Origin of the sequence: Cupriavidus sp. SHE, assembly GCF_000812445.1 — a bacterium.
Classification (GTDB): domain Bacteria; phylum Pseudomonadota; class Gammaproteobacteria; order Burkholderiales; family Burkholderiaceae; genus Cupriavidus; species Cupriavidus metallidurans.
Genome location: NZ_JWMB01000018.1, coordinates 14801 through 32496 on the forward strand (window position 1 = coordinate 14801; position 17696 = coordinate 32496).

Here is a 17696-nt window from a genome sequence, read left to right on the forward strand (position 1 = left end):
CATCGGGTTTCGGGTAGCGCGGGGGCGACTGTTAGCACTCTCCCCCAGCGAGTGCTAATTATAGGGACGGGGTATTTCGTTTTCAAGACGCGGGCTGAATGGGGGTTTTCCCGTACAGATCACAAGAATGCGCCGAGGAAAACAGTCCCAGTCGGTGAATACGCCCCATAGATCACACAAAAATCCGGTCCTCCCACCCCGAATTCCCTAGTTCTTGGGATTCCCTGTAGTTGTTGCAATTTGTAACTTCTGGGCTTTGCCGCCCTCTGGGGCATTCGCAGCCACCGGGGAGGCCGCACCTTGAACCATATCTATCGACTTGTCTGGAATCGCACGCTGTGCGCATTGAAGGTGGCGCCGGAAACGGCCGGAAGCCAGGGCTCGGGAGGCACGGGCACCGCAACCATCGCCCCAACGGCTTCCCGGCGGCGTACCGGCTGGAGCGTCGGCTTGCCGGCACTGTCAGCGCTTTCCGCGGGCCTGCTCCCCGCCATTGCGATGGCTGCCACACCGATTGCCGGAACGCTGCCAACTGGCCCGGTCTGGATCAGCGGGAGCGGGACTGTCAACTCGACAGGGACCACCACCACGACAGTCAATCAATATTCGTCATCGGGCACGATCAACTGGTCCTCGTTCGATGTTGCTGCGTACAGTGCGGTCAATTTCACGACGGGTTCCAACGCCGTCACCCTCAACAACATTTCTGGCACTACAGCCAGCCAGATCTACGGATCCGTGTCGGCAGCCGGGCAGACGATCCTTGCCAATGCAAACGGCCTGGTTTTCGGTGGCACGACATCAACCGGCGGACTTCTCGCCACCTCGCTCGGTGTTTCCACCCCTGGCACGACGGGCGGCAGCTACAGCCTGGATGCAGCGGCCATGCGCAGCACCGTAGCATTTGCTGGCGGTGCAACATTCAATGGCAACTCGGCGGCACTCGTCGGCGCCGGCGTATCGAACAATGGCTTGCTGATGGCCAATGGCGGGCGAATCAGCCTGGTGGCCGCGGACCACGCAACGATGACGTTCGACGGCAGTGGCCTAATGAATGTTGCCATTTCCGGCGCACTGAGCACCACGCAGGGCAGCACCGCAGTCGTCAATACCGGAACCCTCCTGGCAACCGGAGGCACGATCGTCATGGCGGCAGCAGCCCAGCCGGGGTTGTACGGCACGCTCGTCAACAACAGCGGCGTCATCAAGGCCAATGGTGGAAGCGTCAGCCTGAGCGGAACAGGGGGCGCCGTCGTCAACACCGGCGGCATCGACGTCTCGCAGGGTGGCCAGTCCCAAGCTGGGCAGGTTCAGATCACGTCGGACGCCGCCGTGAGCCTGGGGGGCAACATCGACGCGTCGGGCACGACGTCGGGCGGCTCGATCGCCATCTCGGGTGGTAGTGTCCAGCTCGGTGGCACGCTGACCGCCGGGACAGGCCAGATCAGCCTGCAATCGTTGGGGGACGTCCTCCAGACCTGGGGCAGCCTGACGGCGGGAACCCTGACAGGCAGCGCCATCGGCAGCATGACGCTCAACCAGAGCAGCAACAACATCGCCGCGCTCGGGCCGATCAGCACGGGCAGCGACTTCGCGTTGACCACGACCCGTTCGCTTGGACAATCCGGCGCGCTGGCGGTCGGTGGTGATACCACGATCAACGCGGGCACGAACGCCATTACGCTGACCAACGCCAGCAATTCGTTCGGTGGCGCGGTAAACCTGACCGGTGGCGCCACGCAGATCACCAGTGGCGCGGGATTGAACTTGGGCACCGTCAACACCGGCACATTGACCGCCACAAGCACGGGTGCGTTGGTCTTCGGCACCACCGCCGTAAGCGGTAGCCTGTCGGCAACGAGCAACCGCGGCTTCATCATGCAAAACGGTGCGCTCACCATTGCGGGCAACAGCACCTTCAATGCCGGCACGGGCGCTATCTCGCTAACCAATGTCGGAAACTGGTTCGGTGGCACCGTGAACCTGACCGGTAGCGCCACGACCATCAGCAGCGCCTCGGCGCTGACCTTCGGTAACGTCAATACGGATACATTGGTTGCCACGAGCCTGGGTCCAATGAATCTTGGCACCGGCACGGTGCGTGGCAACCTGTCGGCATCCACCATCGACAAGGCCATCACCCAAAGCGGCGCGCTCAGCGTTGCCGGTAGCACCACCATCAGTGCCGGCACTGGCGCCATCACATTGACCGACGCGGGCAATAGCTTTCAGGGCCCGATCGCCATCTCGGGCGGTAGTGTCCAGATCGGTGGCACGCTGGCCGCCGGGACGGGCCAGATCAGCCTGCAATCGTCGGGGGACGTCCGCCAGACCGGGGGCAGCCTGACGGCGGGAACCCTGACAGGCAGCGCCATCGGCAACATGACGCTCAACCAGAGCAGCAACAACATCGCTGCGCTCGGGCCGATCAGCACGGGCGGCGACTTCGCGTTGACCACGACCCGTTCGCTTGGACAATCCGGCGCGCTGGCGGTCGGTGGCGATACCACGATCAATGCGGGAACGAACGCCATCTCGCTGACCAACGCCAGCAATTCGTTCGCTGGCGCGGTAAACCTGACCGGTGGCACCACGATAATCAGCAGCGCCTCGGCCCTGACCTTCGGTAACGTCAATACGGATACGTTGCTTGCCACGAGCCTGGGTCCAATGAATCTTGGCACCGGCACGGTGCTAGGCAACCTGTCGGCATCCACCATCGACAAGGCCATCACCCAAAGCGGCGCGCTCAGCGTTGCCGGTAGCACCACCATCAGTGCCGGCACTGGCGCCATCACATTGACCGACGCGGGCAACACCTTTCAGGGCCCGATCGCTGCAACGGGCTCCAGCGTGGCCTTTCGCGCGGCTGGCGATCTGCACGTCTCGGCGCTAAACAACAGCACGAACGGCGCGGTCAGCCTGACCGCTGGCGGAGCGTTGACGCTACCGGTATCGGCAATCGACACCGGCACGAGCAATCTGCAACTCGCGGCCAACGGCGGCACGTTGCTGGCCAATGCCGCGTTGAGCGGCAGCAATGTCACGATCTCCGCCCGCGACGCCATCGCGCTGTACGGGCCAGTGACGGCCAGCGGACAACTCGCGCTCAGTACTAGCGCCGGCCAGTGGATCTTCGCGCTGGGGGACGTGCGGGCCGCCACCACGCAACTCAGCAGCGGCACACTGCGCATCGGCAATGCCACCACCACCGGCAGCATTGGCGGCAACGTGGTCAACAACGGCACACTGATGTTCAACCGGACCGACAGCATCGGCTACGCCGACGTCATCAGCGGCACCGGGAATCTCGTCCAGCAAGGCACCGGCACCTTGACCCTGACTGGCGTCAACACCTACACCGGCGCGACACAGGTCGCCGGGGGCACGCTTGCCCTGTCCGGCGCGGGCAACATCGCCAACTCCAGCGGTGTGCAAGTCGATGCAGCGGGCACCCTCGACATCTCTGGCATCACCGCGGCGCAAGCCAGCTTCGGCAGCCTGAGTGGCGCTGGCCAGATCAAGCTGGGCACCAGGACGCTGGCAACGGGCGGTGACAATAGCAGTGGCACCTTGTCGGGTGCCATCTCCGGCACGGGCGGTTTGCTCAAGACCGGCAGCGGCACCCTGACGCTTGGCGGCGACAACAGCTTCAGTGGCGGCACCGCGCTCAAGCAAGGACGCATCGACCTTGGCAGCAACGGCGCGCTAGGGACCGGCACACTCTCGATGGACGACGGCACCACGCTCGGCATTGCCACCGATGGGCTGCGCATCGCCAATGCGATCCGCCTGACGGGCAGCAACGATCCTGTGATCGACACCGGCGCCTTCAATGCCACGCTCGCCGGGGCCATCAGTGGTTCGGGCTTTCTCACCAAGAACGGCAGTGGCGCCTTAACGCTTGCCGGCGCCAACGACTACACCGGCGCCACCAACGTTGCGGCCGGCACGCTACGGGCGGGGGCGGCCAACACCTTCAGCGCGGCATCCGTTCACACGGTGGCCAGCGGCGCCACGCTGGATCTCGCCGGTTTCAGCCAGCGTGTCGCGGGACTGAACAACGGGGGCGTGGTCTCGCTGATGGGCACGACACCGGGCGCGACCTTGACGGTGACGGGCCCCTACACGGGCAACAACGGCTCGCTGCGCATGGGCACTGCGCTCGGTGACAGCACCGGCGTGAGTGACCGGCTGATCCTCAGCGGCCCCGCCGCCATCGCCAGCGGTCAGACCACGCTGCAGATCACCAACCTGAATGGGCTTGGCGCGCTGACCGCGGGCAACGGCATCGAGGTGATCAGCGCCGTCAATGGCGCCAGCACCACGGCGCAGACCAGCAAGAACGCGTTCGTGCTCGCCGGTGGCCATGTGGATGCCGGCGCCTACCAGTACCGCCTGTACGCTGCCGACGCCAAGGGATCGGGCGAGAACTGGTATCTGCGCTCCAATGGCGAAACCGGCGAGACCGGCGAGACCGGCGAGCCTACCGAAACCACCCCGACCACCGAACCTGCGGACCCGCCCGTCACGACCTACCGTGCCGAAGCCGCGCTGTACGCGGCGCTGCCGAGTCAACTGCGCCAGAGCAACCTCGCCATGATCGGCAACCTGCACCAGCGCGTGGGCGATGACGATCCGAGGTCCGCCACATCGGGCACCCCATCGGGCACCCCATCCGGCACCCCTGCCGGTCGCGATCGCCGGGCATGGGCCCGCGTGCTGACCACCGATGTCGACGTCAGCCAGGACGGCACGGTGTCGCCCAAGAGCAAGGGCCGGTTGACCGGCTTCCAGGCCGGCACGGATTTGCTGGCCACGCAAGACTGGCGCGCCGGGCTCTACGTCGGCCAGCTGGATGGCAACGTAAGCGTCAATGGCTTCGTCGGCGGCATCGCCAATGCTGGCGCCGGCCGCAACGATCTGCACAACCAGTATCTGGGCTTCTACGGCACGTATGCCGGGAACAGCGGCTTCTACGCCGACGCCGTGCTGCAGTTGGGCCGTCACCGCTACACGGTGACGCCAGCGTCCAGTTCCGGGGTCGAGACCAAGGGAGACAGCCTGCTGGCATCGCTGGAACTGGGACGCGCCTTTCCGCTTGGCGGCAGCGCCTGGAGCATCGAGCCCCAGTTGCAGGTGATTCACCAACGCATTCACCTTGACAACGCGCAGATCCCCGGAGCAATGGTCCAGACCGACGTGAACAGCAGCTGGCTCGCGCGCGTCGGCGCACGGGTGAAGGGGGAAATGGAGGCAGGCTCCGCCGCGTTGCGGCCATATGGCCGCGTCAACCTCTACATGGCGTCGAACGGTAGCGACGTCGCCCGCTTCACGAACCCGGCCGCCACCACCGACATCGTGGCAGCGACCGGCGGCACGAGCATCGAAGTGGCCGCGGGCCTAACCGCGGCCCTGAACCGACGCTTCAGCCTGTACGGCGAGGTGGGCAGGATCTGGGCCGCCGGCGGCAATGCCAAGGTCAGAAACTCGATCCTTGGCTCCGCCGGGTTGCAGGTCAAGTGGTAGGCCAGCGCCACTGGCGTCGAGCGGAATATGAACGGCAAGCACGGTCCCCTCTCCCGTTGATCGCACGCTGAACGTGCCGCCAAGGCGCTCGGTACGCGCGCGCATGCTGCGCATGCCGGCACCGGCGTGCCGCCCTGCGGCGGCCGGATCGAAGCCGACGCCGTTATCGCTGACCAACAGCTCCAGCCCGCGCGCGCCGACGCGTACCGCGACGTCCGCGCGGCTGGCCTTGCTGTGCTTCATCACGTTGGTCAGCGCTTCCTGCAAGGTCCGCATGACATCGAGAATCCGCGAAGTCGGCAGATGGCAATGCTCAAGGCCATCGAGCTGCCAATGGCACGCGATGTCATGGCTCTCCAGCAACCGGCTCAGGCGATGGCGCAGCGGCACGATCTGCCCCGCCAGCGCCGGCTCGCCGAACTGCTGGCTGGCAGTCGTATCGACGATGATGCGCAGGTCGTCGCGCAACGCCCGGAGCATCGACAGCACTTCGTCTGGCGGGATGTCATGCGGGCTGCGCTCCAGCGTGGCGATGCCGCTGACAAGTGTGCCGCCGAGCCCGTCGTGGAGGTCGTGCGCCAGATTGAGCCGCTCGTTGAGCCGCGCGTTGGCAACCTCGTACTCGCGTTGGCGCCCCAGGTTGACGACGAGTTCGGCCTTGGCTTCGGAAACCTTGCCGTGCAACTCGTCGTTGAACCGTTCGATCCGACGCAGGTTGGCCACGAAGCGCCATGCCAGCACCAGCGCCATAGCGATCATCTGGACCTGCGAAGTCAGCGCCGCGTAGTAGGCGTTGTCCGTCAGGATGCCAAGAAAGGACAGCAGGTCGTGCACGGCCGCGACGAGGAAGATGGCGATGCAAACTGACAGGATGCGATGATCGGTGCGGCCATGACGCCAGGCGAAGCCCAGGAACACGATGCACGTCGCGAAGAAGACGCACGCCGCCCACAGCGTGAGCACGTTGCGCACCGTGGACAGGGATTCGGTCGGCGCCCAGATCACCACCGCCGCTCCCACTGCAGCAAGCAACCAGAGTCCGCCTTCGACACGCGGCAGACGCCGCTCGCAGAATCGCGCCATGGATAACATGTACGCGACGCTGTAGACCAGCAGCGCGACGGTGTTCGCACGCTCCCAGGCGTCGGTACTCGCGAACGGCCAGGTGGTAGTCGCCACCTGGTTCAGCGCCACGCACCACCAGGCCAGCGACATCAGGCTGAACCATCCGTAAGCCGCTTCCTGCCGACGCATCACCCAGAGCGAAAAAAAGAGGCAGCCGAGCGCGACGGTAACGGCAAGGCTGATCAGTTGCAGATCGTGCCGCAGCCAGTACGCGCGATCGTATGCGGGCCGCAGGTGTTCAGGGGCGGCGATCGATACGGGCCCGAGGCCGGGCTGGTAGGCCGACAACCCCGAGACGCGAACCAGCAGCGTGTTGGCGCCCTCTCGCAGCAGCGCGGCGGGCAGCAACTGGTAGCGCGGGGTATTCCAGGCACGCGTGAGCGGTTCGACCAGGCTCGTGTCGCGCATCAGCAGACTGCCGTTGAGATACACCGCGCCGGCCATGTTCAGGTAGTCGAGCAGCAGCGCCACGGGCTGGCGTGGGTCGGCGCCCTGCCAGCTCAGGCGATACCAGACCACGCCGTCGAAGCCGGGCCAGCGCGTGGACCAGATGTCCGGCAGCGACACGGGTACCCAGCCGGTGACGGGCGGGCCATCGTCCTGCCAGGTCGACTGTGCGGCTTCGATTCGGGTAAAGGTGACGGCCTCCGATTGCGCCCGGGCGCTAGCTGCGCCGGCAAGCAGCACGACGCCGCAGATCAGCGCAACAAGCCAGAGGCACGCGCCTCGAAGACGGCCTGGGTGCGGGAGTGAACTGCCAGTTTCTTGTATGTGTTTCTGATATGGCATTCGACCGTCAACTTTGATAAGGACAGCACCTCCGCAATTTCCCGATTGGTCAGACCCTTGCTTACCAGCGAGAGGATTTCTATTTCCCGCGCGCTCAGTGGCGGCGCACCGACCGTCGGCCCGGCCTGGACTTCCGCGCCGCCAGCCAGCGGCGCCATCTTTCCAGCCAGATCGAGAATGCGCCTGGCCACGAAGGGGTCGATCGGCGCGCCACCCCGCAGCGCGCTACGAATCGACAGGATGATCTCGACGTCGTCGCGCTCCTTGAGCAGGTAGCCGGTGGCACCGGCCTGCAGCGCGCTTACGATGACCCGTTCCGTATTCCACGTGGAGATTACCAAAATTGGCAGGGCCGGGTCTTGCTCGTGCATCACCCGAATGAGGTCGATGCCGTTGCCGTCGGGCAGTCCCACATCAACCAGCGCCATGGCGAACGGCTGCGTGGCCAGCAGCGTGTTGGCGGCCTCGAGACTGCCGGCAAACCATATGGCGTCGTCGCCATAACCCAGTGCGGCCAGGATCGTGCGTAGCCTGGACTGCATCGGCGGCTCGTCTTCAACGACCAGCAGGGGCGCTGGCAACACCGATTCAGCCGTGTCGGGCAAGGGTTGGATCATGGGGTGACAGTGGTGGGGGCGCGGCCTGAGTGTAGCCGTACTACCGCCGGGCTTGGCGAACGCCCGGACGATTCCGGACAAGGTCATGCCAGCCTGCCAGAAACGGGCCGGATATGGCATCCCCGAATACAGGTAGCCGGGGATACCGGCGATGCGGCGTCAGGAGGCTTCGGAACCCTCGGCGGAGCCCGCCGCCCCACCCGCCGTCCCGCCCGCCGCCTGCACCCGGGCCAGCGCCGCGCTGACCTCGCCATAGAACTGCCCCAGCGCGGCGGCCTGCAGGTTCTGCGGCTGCAGCGCGGGCCACAGCAGCGCGATCATGTCCTGCGTGGTGCGGTCGATGTCGACCGGGCGGCCGCTCACGATGGCATCCCAGAGAATATGCTCCATCGGCCCCAGAATGGCCGAACGCATCAGCCGCAACGGCATATCGGCCCGGATCTCCCCACCCGCCTGGGCGGCGGCCAGCAGCGCCATCAGCGGCGCCGTGTAGCGCCGTTGCAACGGCACGAACACCTCGTCGAGCCCCTGCCCCTTGGCGCGCCCCTCCGACAGCACCAGCGCGCACAGGCCGGTGCCATGGATCAGGAACAGCCGCAGGTGCGTGCCGATAAAAAACTCCAGTTGCGCACGGGCGGTGCCCTCGCGCGGCATGCCGCCCTCCATCGCCGCGATGATCTCGTCGTACCAGTCCTGGATCACGCGGACACACAGGTCCCGCTTGCTGTGGAAGTACGTGAAGATCGTGCCCTCGGAAATCCCCAGACGCTGCGCGATCTCGGTCGTGGTCGCCCGCTCGTAGCCAAGCTCCGAGAACACTTCGCGGCCCACGCGCAAGATGTCGCGAATACGCTGCTCCGCCTTGGCGCCTGCCGGGATACGACGCTGATTCACGATCTGCTGCATTTGCGGTCCCTGTTGCGTAACCTGAACGGTGATGGCCCGGAATTATAGGGCGCGAGCGGCGCTCGGCACGCCTGTCCGACCGCGCGCGCCCGAAAGTTGAATGTTACTCAAATTTCGTTTGCCCTTTGATCCAGCAGAGTATACAGTCTCCGCATCGTATTCCTAATATAACGCTCAATAGGCTTGATTTCCTGAGATTGAGTATTACTCAATTCACGGCGATCCGGCCGCGACAGGAGACAGGTATGGCGATGCAACCGGGAACCTCCCTGCCCATTGGGGGGCTGTCTTACGTGAAAGGGTCCGACACCCCACCACTCAGCGAACTGACGGTGCCTGCGCTGCTGGCGAACACTGCCGCGCTCCACGGCAGCCGGCCAGCAGTGGTATTCCGGGAGCAGAACATCCGCTGGACCTGGAATGAATTCAGCGCCGAAGTGGACAGGATGGCCGCCGGCCTCCACGCGCTGGGCCTGCGCAAGGGCGACCGGGTCGGCATCTGGTCTCCTAACCGCTTCGAGTGGCTGCTGACGCAGTTTGCAACGGCCCGGGTTGGCCTGGTCATGGTCAACATCAACCCGGCGTACCGCCTTGCGGAACTCGAATACGCGCTGAACAAGGTTGGCTGCAAGGCGATCATCGCGCCGGAAGCATTCAAGACCTCGCGCTACCTGGACATGCTGGCAACACTGGCCCCCGAGTTGGCCAAAGCCGAACCGGGCGCGCTGAACGCCGCCCGGCTGCCGCTGCTGCGCTGGGTTATCCGCATGGAAGATGTGCCGACGTCCGGCATGCTGACCTTCCGCGAATTGCTGGCGCGCGGCGCAAACGTGCCAAAGACTGCGCTCGACGAGATCACCGCCGGGCTCGACGCGCGCGACCCCATCAATATCCAGTTCACCAGCGGCACCACCGGCGCGCCCAAGGGCGCCACGCTCACGCACCGCAACATCGTCAACAACGGCCGTTCGATCGCGGGCGCGATGCGCTTTTCCGAACAGGACAAGCTCTGCATCCCGGTGCCGTTCTACCACTGCTTCGGCATGGTGCTGGGCGTGCTGGCCTGCGTGTCCACCGGGGCCAGTATGGTGTTCCCGGGCGAGGCATTCCACCCCGGCGCCACGATGGCCGCCGTCAGCGAGGAACGCTGCACGGCCCTGCATGGCGTGCCGACCATGTTCATCGCGCAACTCGACGACCCCGACTTCTCGAAGTACGACTTCTCCAGCCTGCGCACCGGCATCATGGCCGGCGCGCCCTGCCCGGTGGAAGTCATGAAGCGCGTCGTGGCGGACATGCACCTGGCCGAGATCACCATCGCCTATGGCATGACCGAAACCAGCCCGGTGTCGTTCCAGAGCGCCACCGACGATCCGATCGGCAAACGGGTGTCGACGGTCGGCCGCGTGCAGCCGCATCTGGAATGCAAGGTGGTCGACGTGGATGGCCAGACGCTGCCCATCGGCGCCACCGGTGAACTCTGCACGCGCGGCTACTCGGTGATGCTTGGCTACTGGGACGACGAGGAACGCACGCGCGAGGCAATCCGCGACGGCTGGATGCACACCGGCGACCTGGCCACGATCGACGAAGAAGGCTACTGCAACATCGTCGGCCGCGTGAAGGACATGCTGATCCGCGGCGGCGAGAACGTCTACCCGCGCGAGATCGAGGAATTCCTGTTCCGGCACCCGAAAGTCCAGTCCGTGCAGGTCTTCGGCGTGCCCGACGAGAAGTACGGCGAGGAAGTCTGCGCCTGGATCGTCCTGAAGCCGGGCCAGAGCGCCACCGACGAGGAAATCCGGAATTACTGCCGCGACCAGATTGCCCACTACAAGATCCCCCGTTACATTCGCTTTGTAGACGAGATGCCCATGACGATCACCGGCAAGGTGCAGAAGTTCGTCATGCGGGACCAGATGACCCAGGAACTCGGAATCAGCCCCAAGGCCAAGTGAAGCCATGCCAACCATAGAAACCAAACTCAACGCCCGCTCCGAGTCGTTCAAGGCCAATGCGGAGACGATGCAGGCGCTCGTGGCCGATCTCCGGCAGAAGATCACGAAGCTGGCCGAAGGCGGTGGCGAGGCCGCGCGCGACAAGCACCTGTCGCGCGGCAAGCTGCTGCCGCGCGACCGCGTGCAGCAACTGCTCGACCCGGGCACGCCGTTCCTGGAACTGTCGCAACTGGCCGCGTACGGCATGTACGACGATGCGGCGCCGGGCGCGGGCATCATCACCGGCATCGGTCGCGTGGCCGGCCAGGAATGCGTGATCGTCTGCAACGACGCCACGGTCAAGGGCGGCACGTACTACCCGATGACGGTCAAGAAACACGTGCGTGCGCAGGAGATCGCCGAGCAGAACAACCTGCCATGTATCTACCTGGTGGATTCCGGCGGCGCGAACCTGCCGAACCAGGACGAGGTGTTCCCCGACCGCGACCACTTTGGCCGCATCTTCTACAACCAGGCCAACCTGTCGGCGCAAGGCATTCCGCAGATCGCCGTGGTGATGGGCTCGTGCACGGCCGGCGGCGCGTATGTGCCGGCGATGAGCGACGAGTCGATCATCGTCAAGAACCAGGGCACGATCTTCCTGGGCGGCCCGCCGCTGGTGAAGGCAGCCACCGGCGAGGAAGTGACCGCCGAGGACCTGGGCGGCGCCGACGTGCATACCCGCCTCTCGGGCGTCGCGGACTACTTCGCGCAGAACGATCATCACGCGCTCTCGCTGGCGCGCAATATCGTGCAGCACCTGAACCGCCGCAAGCCGGATCAGATCCGCCTGCACGAGCCGGCCGAGCCGCTGTATCCGCCCGAAGAACTGTACGGCGTGATCCCGACCGACACGCGCAAGCCGTACGACGTGCGCGAGGTCATCGCCCGCATCGTCGACGGCTCCGAGTTCGACGAATTCAAGGCCCGCTACGGCACCACGCTGGTCTGCGGCTTCGCGCGGATCTGGGGCTACCCGGTCGGCATCGTCGCCAACAACGGCATCCTGTTCTCGGAGTCGGCGCTGAAGGGTTCACACTTCATCGAGCTGTGCTGCCAGCGCAAGATCCCGCTGGTGTTCCTGCAGAACATCACCGGCTTCATGGTCGGCCGCAAGTACGAGAACGAGGGGATCGCACGCAATGGCGCCAAGATGGTGACGGCGGTGGCCACGGCACAAGTGCCGAAGTTCACGGTGATCATCGGCGGCTCGTTCGGTGCGGGCAACTACGGCATGTGCGGACGCGCGTATTCGCCGCGCTTCCTGTGGATGTGGCCGAACGCGCGGATCTCCGTGATGGGCGGCGAGCAGGCCGCCAGCGTGCTGGCAACGGTCCGCCGCGATGGCATCGAGGCCAAGGGCGGCCAGTGGAGCCCGCAGGAGGAAGAAGCCTTCAAGGCTCCGATCCGCGACCAGTACGAACTGCAGGGACATCCGTACTACGCCAGCGCGCGACTCTGGGACGATGGCGTCATCGATCCCGCGCAGACGCGCACCGTGCTCGGCCTGGGCCTGTCCGCCAGCCTCAACGCCCCGATCGGCGACATGAAGTTCGGCGTGTTCCGCATGTAAGGGGAAAACAATAATGTTCACGAAGATCCTGATTGCGAACCGCGGCGAGATCGCCTGCCGTGTGGCGGCCACCTGCCGCCGCCTCGGCATCCGCACCGTGGCCGTCTACTCCGACGCCGACGCCAACGCGCGGCACGTCGCCTTCTGCGACGAGGCCGTGCATATTGGTGGCGCCGCCGCGCGAGACAGCTACCTGCGCGCGGACCACATCATCGAAATGGCGAAGGAGACCGGCGCCCAGGCGATCCACCCTGGCTACGGCTTCCTGTCCGAGAACGAGGACTTCGCGCGCGCCTGCGCCGAAGCCGGCCTCGTGTTCATCGGCCCGCCGGCCTCTGCAATCCACGCGATGGGCAGCAAGAGCGCCGCCAAGCAACTGATGGAAAAGGCCGCGGTACCGCTGGTGCCCGGCTATCACGGCGAAGACCAGGACGCCGCCCTGCTGCGGCGCGAGGCCGACCGTATCGGCTATCCGGTGCTGCTCAAGGCCAGCGCGGGCGGTGGCGGCAAGGGCATGCGCGTGGTGGAAGCTGGTGATGGCTTCGACGCCGCGCTGGCCTCGGTGAAGCGCGAGGCGTCGGCCAGCTTCGGCGACGACAAGGTGCTGGTGGAGAAATACCTGACCCGGCCGCGCCATATCGAGATCCAGGTCTTTGCCGATTCGCACGGCAACTGCGTGTACCTGTTCGAGCGTGACTGCTCGGTGCAACGTCGCCACCAGAAGGTGCTGGAAGAGGCGCCGGCGCCGGGCATGACCGAGGAACGCCGCCGCGCGATGGGCGAGGCGGCGGTGGCCGCGGCGCGCGCGGTGGGTTACGTCGGCGCGGGCACGGTCGAGTTCATCGCCAACCAGGATGGCTCGTTCTACTTCATGGAGATGAACACGCGCCTGCAGGTGGAGCATCCGGTCACCGAGATGATCACTGGCCAGGACCTGGTGGAGTGGCAACTGCGCGTCGCGGCCGGCGAGGCGCTGCCGCTGGCGCAGGAGCAACTGGCCATCCACGGCCATTCGCTGGAAGCGCGCATCTACGCCGAGAACCCAGACAAGCAGTTCCTGCCGTCCACGGGCACGCTGCGCTTCCTGCGCACGCCGCCCGCGGTGCAGTTCATGCGCGGCGGCGATGCCAACGCGCCGGCTGCGGTCCGCATCGACGCGGGCGTGCGCGAAGGCGACACGATCAGCCCGTACTACGACCCGATGATCGCCAAGCTGATTGTCTGGGGCCGCGACCGTGACCAAGCGCTGGCGCGCATGGCCCAGGCACTGGCCGGGTATCACGTGGTGGGGCTGTCGACCAACGTCGCCTTCCTGCAGCGGCTGGTGAAATCGGAGGCTTTCCGTACCGCCGACCTCGATACCGGCCTGATCGAACGCAACCAGACAGTACTGTTCCCGCCGCAGAAGACGGCTGGCATCGAAGCGATCGCGCTGGCGATGGCGGCACTGCTCGAACGCGAGACGCGCACACGCCGCATCGACGAGGCGGACCGCCACTCACCGTGGACCCACGCGGGCGGCTGGCGACTGAACGGCCGCGACGTGCGCACGTTGCACTTCCAAGGCGGCGGCCACAAGCTCGAGGCCGTGCTGAAAGGCAACGCCAGCGACACCAGCAAGAACACGCTGATCTACGCCGACCAGGCCGCGCCGTTCGCGTACACGTTCAATGCCGACGATATCCGCGTCGACCTTGGCACGCGTCGCACGCACGGCCAGGTGCACGTGGAAGGCGACACGTTCCACGTCTTCCACGACGGCCGCCATACGGTGCTGGAGTGGCTCGACCCGCTTGCGCACGCCAGCGAGAGTGAAGGCGAAGGCGGCAAGCTGACCGCGCCGATGCCGGGCAAGGTGATCGCCGTGATGGTCGAGGCCGGCAGCAAGGTCACGCGCGGCACGCCGCTGCTGGTGATGGAAGCGATGAAGATGGAACACACGATCGCCGCGCCGGCCGATGGCGTGGTGAGCGAGGTGCTCTACGGCGTGGGCGAACAGGTGAGCGAGGGCGCGCAACTGCTGGCATTCGCCTTGGCGGAGGCAACTGCCTAAGGCGCTGTTTCAGAATGAAGCGAAGCGGTTCTGGCTAGACGCGGGGCCGCAGACAGTACAAGTCGTACGGCAAGGCCCTGCAACGACGCCAGAATCGTTTTGAGATGGCTTCTAACTGTTTTGGCTCCCCTCCTCCGCTGTGCGGGAGAGGGGCAGCGCATCACATCGGCCTGGCGTGACAAACAGGCTCTGGAGACCCCCATGACAATCCCCCAATACGTAAAGATCGTCGAAGTCGGCCCGCGCGACGGGCTGCAGAACGAAAAGGCGATGGTGCCCACCGACGTCAAGGTGGCGCTGATCAACCGGCTGACCGACGCGGGCTTCGTCAACATCGAGGCCGCATCGTTTGTCTCGCCGAAGTGGGTGCCGCAGATGGCTGACGGCGCCGACGTGATGGCCCGCATTACGCGACGCCCCGGCACGCTGTACTCGGTGCTGACGCCGAACATGAAGGGCTTCGAGGGCGCCGTTGCCGCCGGTGCCGACGAGGTGGTGATCTTCGGCGCGGCCAGCGAGGCCTTCTCGCAGAAGAACATCAACTGCTCGATCGCCGAGTCGATCGCCCGCTTCGAACCGGTGGCCGCTGCCGCGAAGGAAGCTGGCGTGCGGCTGCGCGGCAGCATTTCGTGCGCGCTCGGCTGCCCGTATCAGGGCGAGGTGTCGGTGCATGCCGTGGTGGACGTCGTGCGCCGCCTGCGCGAACTCGGCTGCGACGAGATCGACATCGCCGACACCATCGGCGTGGGCACGCCTACCCGGGTCCAGGAAGTCATGCGCGCCGCGGCGGCCGAGTTTTCGATCGACCGCCTGTCCGGCCATTTCCACGACACCTACGGCCAGGCGCTGTCGAACATCCTGGCCAGCCTCGAGGTCGGCATCGCCATCTTCCACGCGTCGGTGGCCGGCCTGGGTGGCTGCCCCTACGCGAAAGGCGCCACCGGCAACGTGGCGACCGAAGACGTGCTGTACATGCTGCACGGCATGGGCCTGCACACCGGCATCGAACTCGATGACGTGGTGCGTGCCGGCGATTTCATCTCGCAGGCCATCGGCCGCGCCAACAGCTCGCGCGTTGGCCGGGCGTTGCTGACAAAGTGGGCCTCCCAGGCGGGCGAGGCGACCTGCGCGTAACCTGACCACTGACACGCCGTCCTTGCGGCGGCCGTGATCGCGCCTAGACTCAGGTTCTGTGAAGTCCGCTCGGAAACAGAACCATGAGACGACAACGGCGGCCGCACCCCTGCCCCCAGCTGTCCAGGCGCCAGTCATCTGGCGCCGCCACGCTGCCCATCCCCGGGTGGCTGCTGACGTACCGGAAGGAATGGCTGGCGCCCGACGTCATTGCCGGGCTGACCGCCGCCGCCGTGGTCATCCCCAAGGCCCTGGCCTACGCCACCATCGCGGGCCTGCCCGTCGAGGTCGGCCTGTACACCGTGTTCGCCCCGATGCTGATCTACGCGCTGCTCGGCAGTTCGCGCACGCTCAGCGTCAGCACCACCACGACACTGGCAATCCTCGTGGCCGCCGCGTTCCGGCACGTGGGCCCATCGCCCAGCGCCGAAACGCTGATCACGGCCTCGGCCACGCTGACCTTCCTGGTCGGCGCCGTGCTGCTGGTGGCCCGGCTGTTGAGGCTGGGCTTCGTGGCCGACTTCATCTCCGAGCCGGTACTGATCGGCTTCAAGGCGGGCATCGGGCTGGTCATCGTGGTGGACCAGATCCCGAAACTGCTCGGGATGCATTTCACGAAAGGCCCGTTTTTCCACAACGTGCTGGCGATCATCCAGAACATTCCGCACGCATCCGTCGCCACGGCCGCGGTCGGCATCCTCATGGTCCTGCTGCTGTTGGGCATGGAGCACCGGTTTCCACGTGCACCGGCGCCATTGATCGCGGTGGCCGTGGGGATCATCGGCGTATGGCTGCTGAACCTGACCGCGCATGGGGTGGCCATCGTCGGCGCGGTGCCGACCGGCCTGCCGCCGGTCACCCTGCCTGACCCGACGATGATGGAACGGCTGTGGCCCGAAGCGCTGGGTATCGCTCTGATGAGCTTCACGGAAACCATCGCCGCCGGGCGCGCGTTCACCCAGGTTGGCGAGCACGCGCCTGCCGCGAACCGCGAGTTGACGGCCACCGGACTGGCCAACCTCGGCGGCGCGTTCCTAGGCGCGATGGCCGCAGGCGGCGGCACGACGCAGACCGCCGTCAACCGGCTCTCAGGGGCGCGCTCGCAACTGGCCGGCCTGGTCACGGCGCTGGCCGCGCTTGGCACGATGCTGCTGCTCGCCCCGCTGGTCGGCCGTTTGCCGGAAGCCACGCTGGCCGCGGTGGTCATCGTCTACTCCGTCTCTCTGATCAAGCCGGCCGAATTTCTGGCGATCCTTGGCATCCGCCGCACCGAATTCATCTGGGCGCTGGTCGCCCTGGCTGGCGTGGTGGCCCTGGGCACGCTGCAGGGCATCGTCGTGGCGATCGTCGTATCGATGCTGGCCCTGGCCTATCAAACGTCCGATCCGCCGGTCTACAAGCTGGCGCGCAAGCCCGGCACCAACGTATTCCGTCCGCAATCAGACGCGCACCCGCACGACGAGACCGTACCCGGCCTGCTGATGCTGCGGCCCGAGGGGCGCGTCTACTTCGTCAACGCGCGGCGTATCGGTCACAAACTTCGGCCAATGATCCTGAACGACAAGCCGAAGGTGGTCGCGCTCGACCTGACCGCCGTCTCTGACATGGAATACACGGCACTGCACATGCTGACCGATGCCGAACGAGTGCTGCGCGAGGAGGATGGCGTCATGCTCTGGCTGATCGGGATGAATCCCGACGTGCTCGACATGGTCCGGCGCTCGGCGCTGGGCCAGACCCTGACGCATGAGCGGATGTTCTTCACAATGGACCTGGCCGCGGTCCGGTTCCAGACGGAACACGCCGATGCCGTGTGGGGGCCCGTGACACAGCCAGGCACGCCGCCAGACACGCCGCCGCCCGAGTCCCGCCCACCCGGTTAAACTCCTGCCTGGTGGATTTCCCCGTCCGCCCTGTCGGCGCCAGACGGAGGCATCGCGACGTATTCGCGGCCTGCCTCCGCCCGGCGCTGC

The 17696-nt window shown here is 66.0% G+C and carries 8 protein-coding genes and 1 pseudogene; 6 read left to right on the forward strand and 3 right to left on the reverse strand.

Annotated features, from left to right (window positions below; translation table 11 throughout):
- Positions 1 to 300 precede the first annotated feature (300 nt).
- On the forward strand, positions 301 to 5529 hold the full coding sequence (locus RN01_RS32945) for an autotransporter outer membrane beta-barrel domain-containing protein (RefSeq protein WP_039016664.1): 5229 nt from the start codon (positions 301 to 303) through the stop codon (positions 5527 to 5529).
- A gap of 27 nt (positions 5530 to 5556) precedes the next feature.
- Here the strand turns inward: RN01_RS32945 and RN01_RS32485 are convergent.
- The 3 genes and pseudogenes from RN01_RS32485 to RN01_RS08555 form a co-directional block, all read right to left on the reverse strand.
- A pseudogene (locus RN01_RS32485) lies at positions 5557 to 7443 on the reverse strand (7TM diverse intracellular signaling domain-containing protein); the annotation flags it as partial.
- The gene (locus RN01_RS08550; protein ID WP_017512300.1) at positions 7353 to 8060 is read right to left on the reverse strand and encodes a response regulator transcription factor; all 708 of its coding nucleotides are present in this window, start codon (positions 8058 to 8060) and stop codon (positions 7353 to 7355) included. The pseudogene RN01_RS32485 and the gene RN01_RS08550, both read right to left, overlap by 91 nt.
- A 159-nt stretch (positions 8061 to 8219) precedes the next feature.
- Positions 8220 to 8966: a TetR/AcrR family transcriptional regulator gene (locus tag RN01_RS08555; RefSeq protein ID WP_017512301.1), complete on the reverse strand. Its 747-nt coding sequence runs from the start codon at positions 8964 to 8966 to the stop codon at positions 8220 to 8222.
- 245 nt (positions 8967 to 9211) lie between these two features.
- On the opposite strand from RN01_RS08555, the gene RN01_RS08560 reads away from it, so the two are divergent.
- From RN01_RS08560 to RN01_RS08580, 5 genes are all read left to right on the forward strand, one after another.
- The gene (locus RN01_RS08560) at positions 9212 to 10924 is read left to right on the forward strand and encodes an AMP-binding protein (protein ID WP_017512302.1); all 1713 of its coding nucleotides are present in this window, start codon (positions 9212 to 9214) and stop codon (positions 10922 to 10924) included.
- Positions 10925 to 10928: 4 nt separating this feature from the next.
- Positions 10929 to 12536, forward strand: a complete 1608-nt coding sequence (locus RN01_RS08565; RefSeq protein WP_017512303.1) for a carboxyl transferase domain-containing protein — start codon at positions 10929 to 10931, stop codon at positions 12534 to 12536.
- 13 nt (positions 12537 to 12549) lie between these two features.
- Positions 12550 to 14589, forward strand: a complete 2040-nt coding sequence (locus RN01_RS08570; RefSeq protein WP_017512304.1) for an acetyl/propionyl/methylcrotonyl-CoA carboxylase subunit alpha — start codon at positions 12550 to 12552, stop codon at positions 14587 to 14589.
- A gap of 201 nt (positions 14590 to 14790) precedes the next feature.
- Entirely contained in the window at positions 14791 to 15723 is a 933-nt protein-coding gene (locus RN01_RS08575; protein ID WP_017512305.1) for a hydroxymethylglutaryl-CoA lyase, read from the forward strand.
- An 83-nt stretch (positions 15724 to 15806) separates the two neighbouring features.
- Positions 15807 to 17606, forward strand: a complete 1800-nt coding sequence (locus RN01_RS08580; protein WP_017512306.1) for a SulP family inorganic anion transporter — start codon at positions 15807 to 15809, stop codon at positions 17604 to 17606.
- The last annotated feature ends 90 nt before the right edge of the window (positions 17607 to 17696 follow it).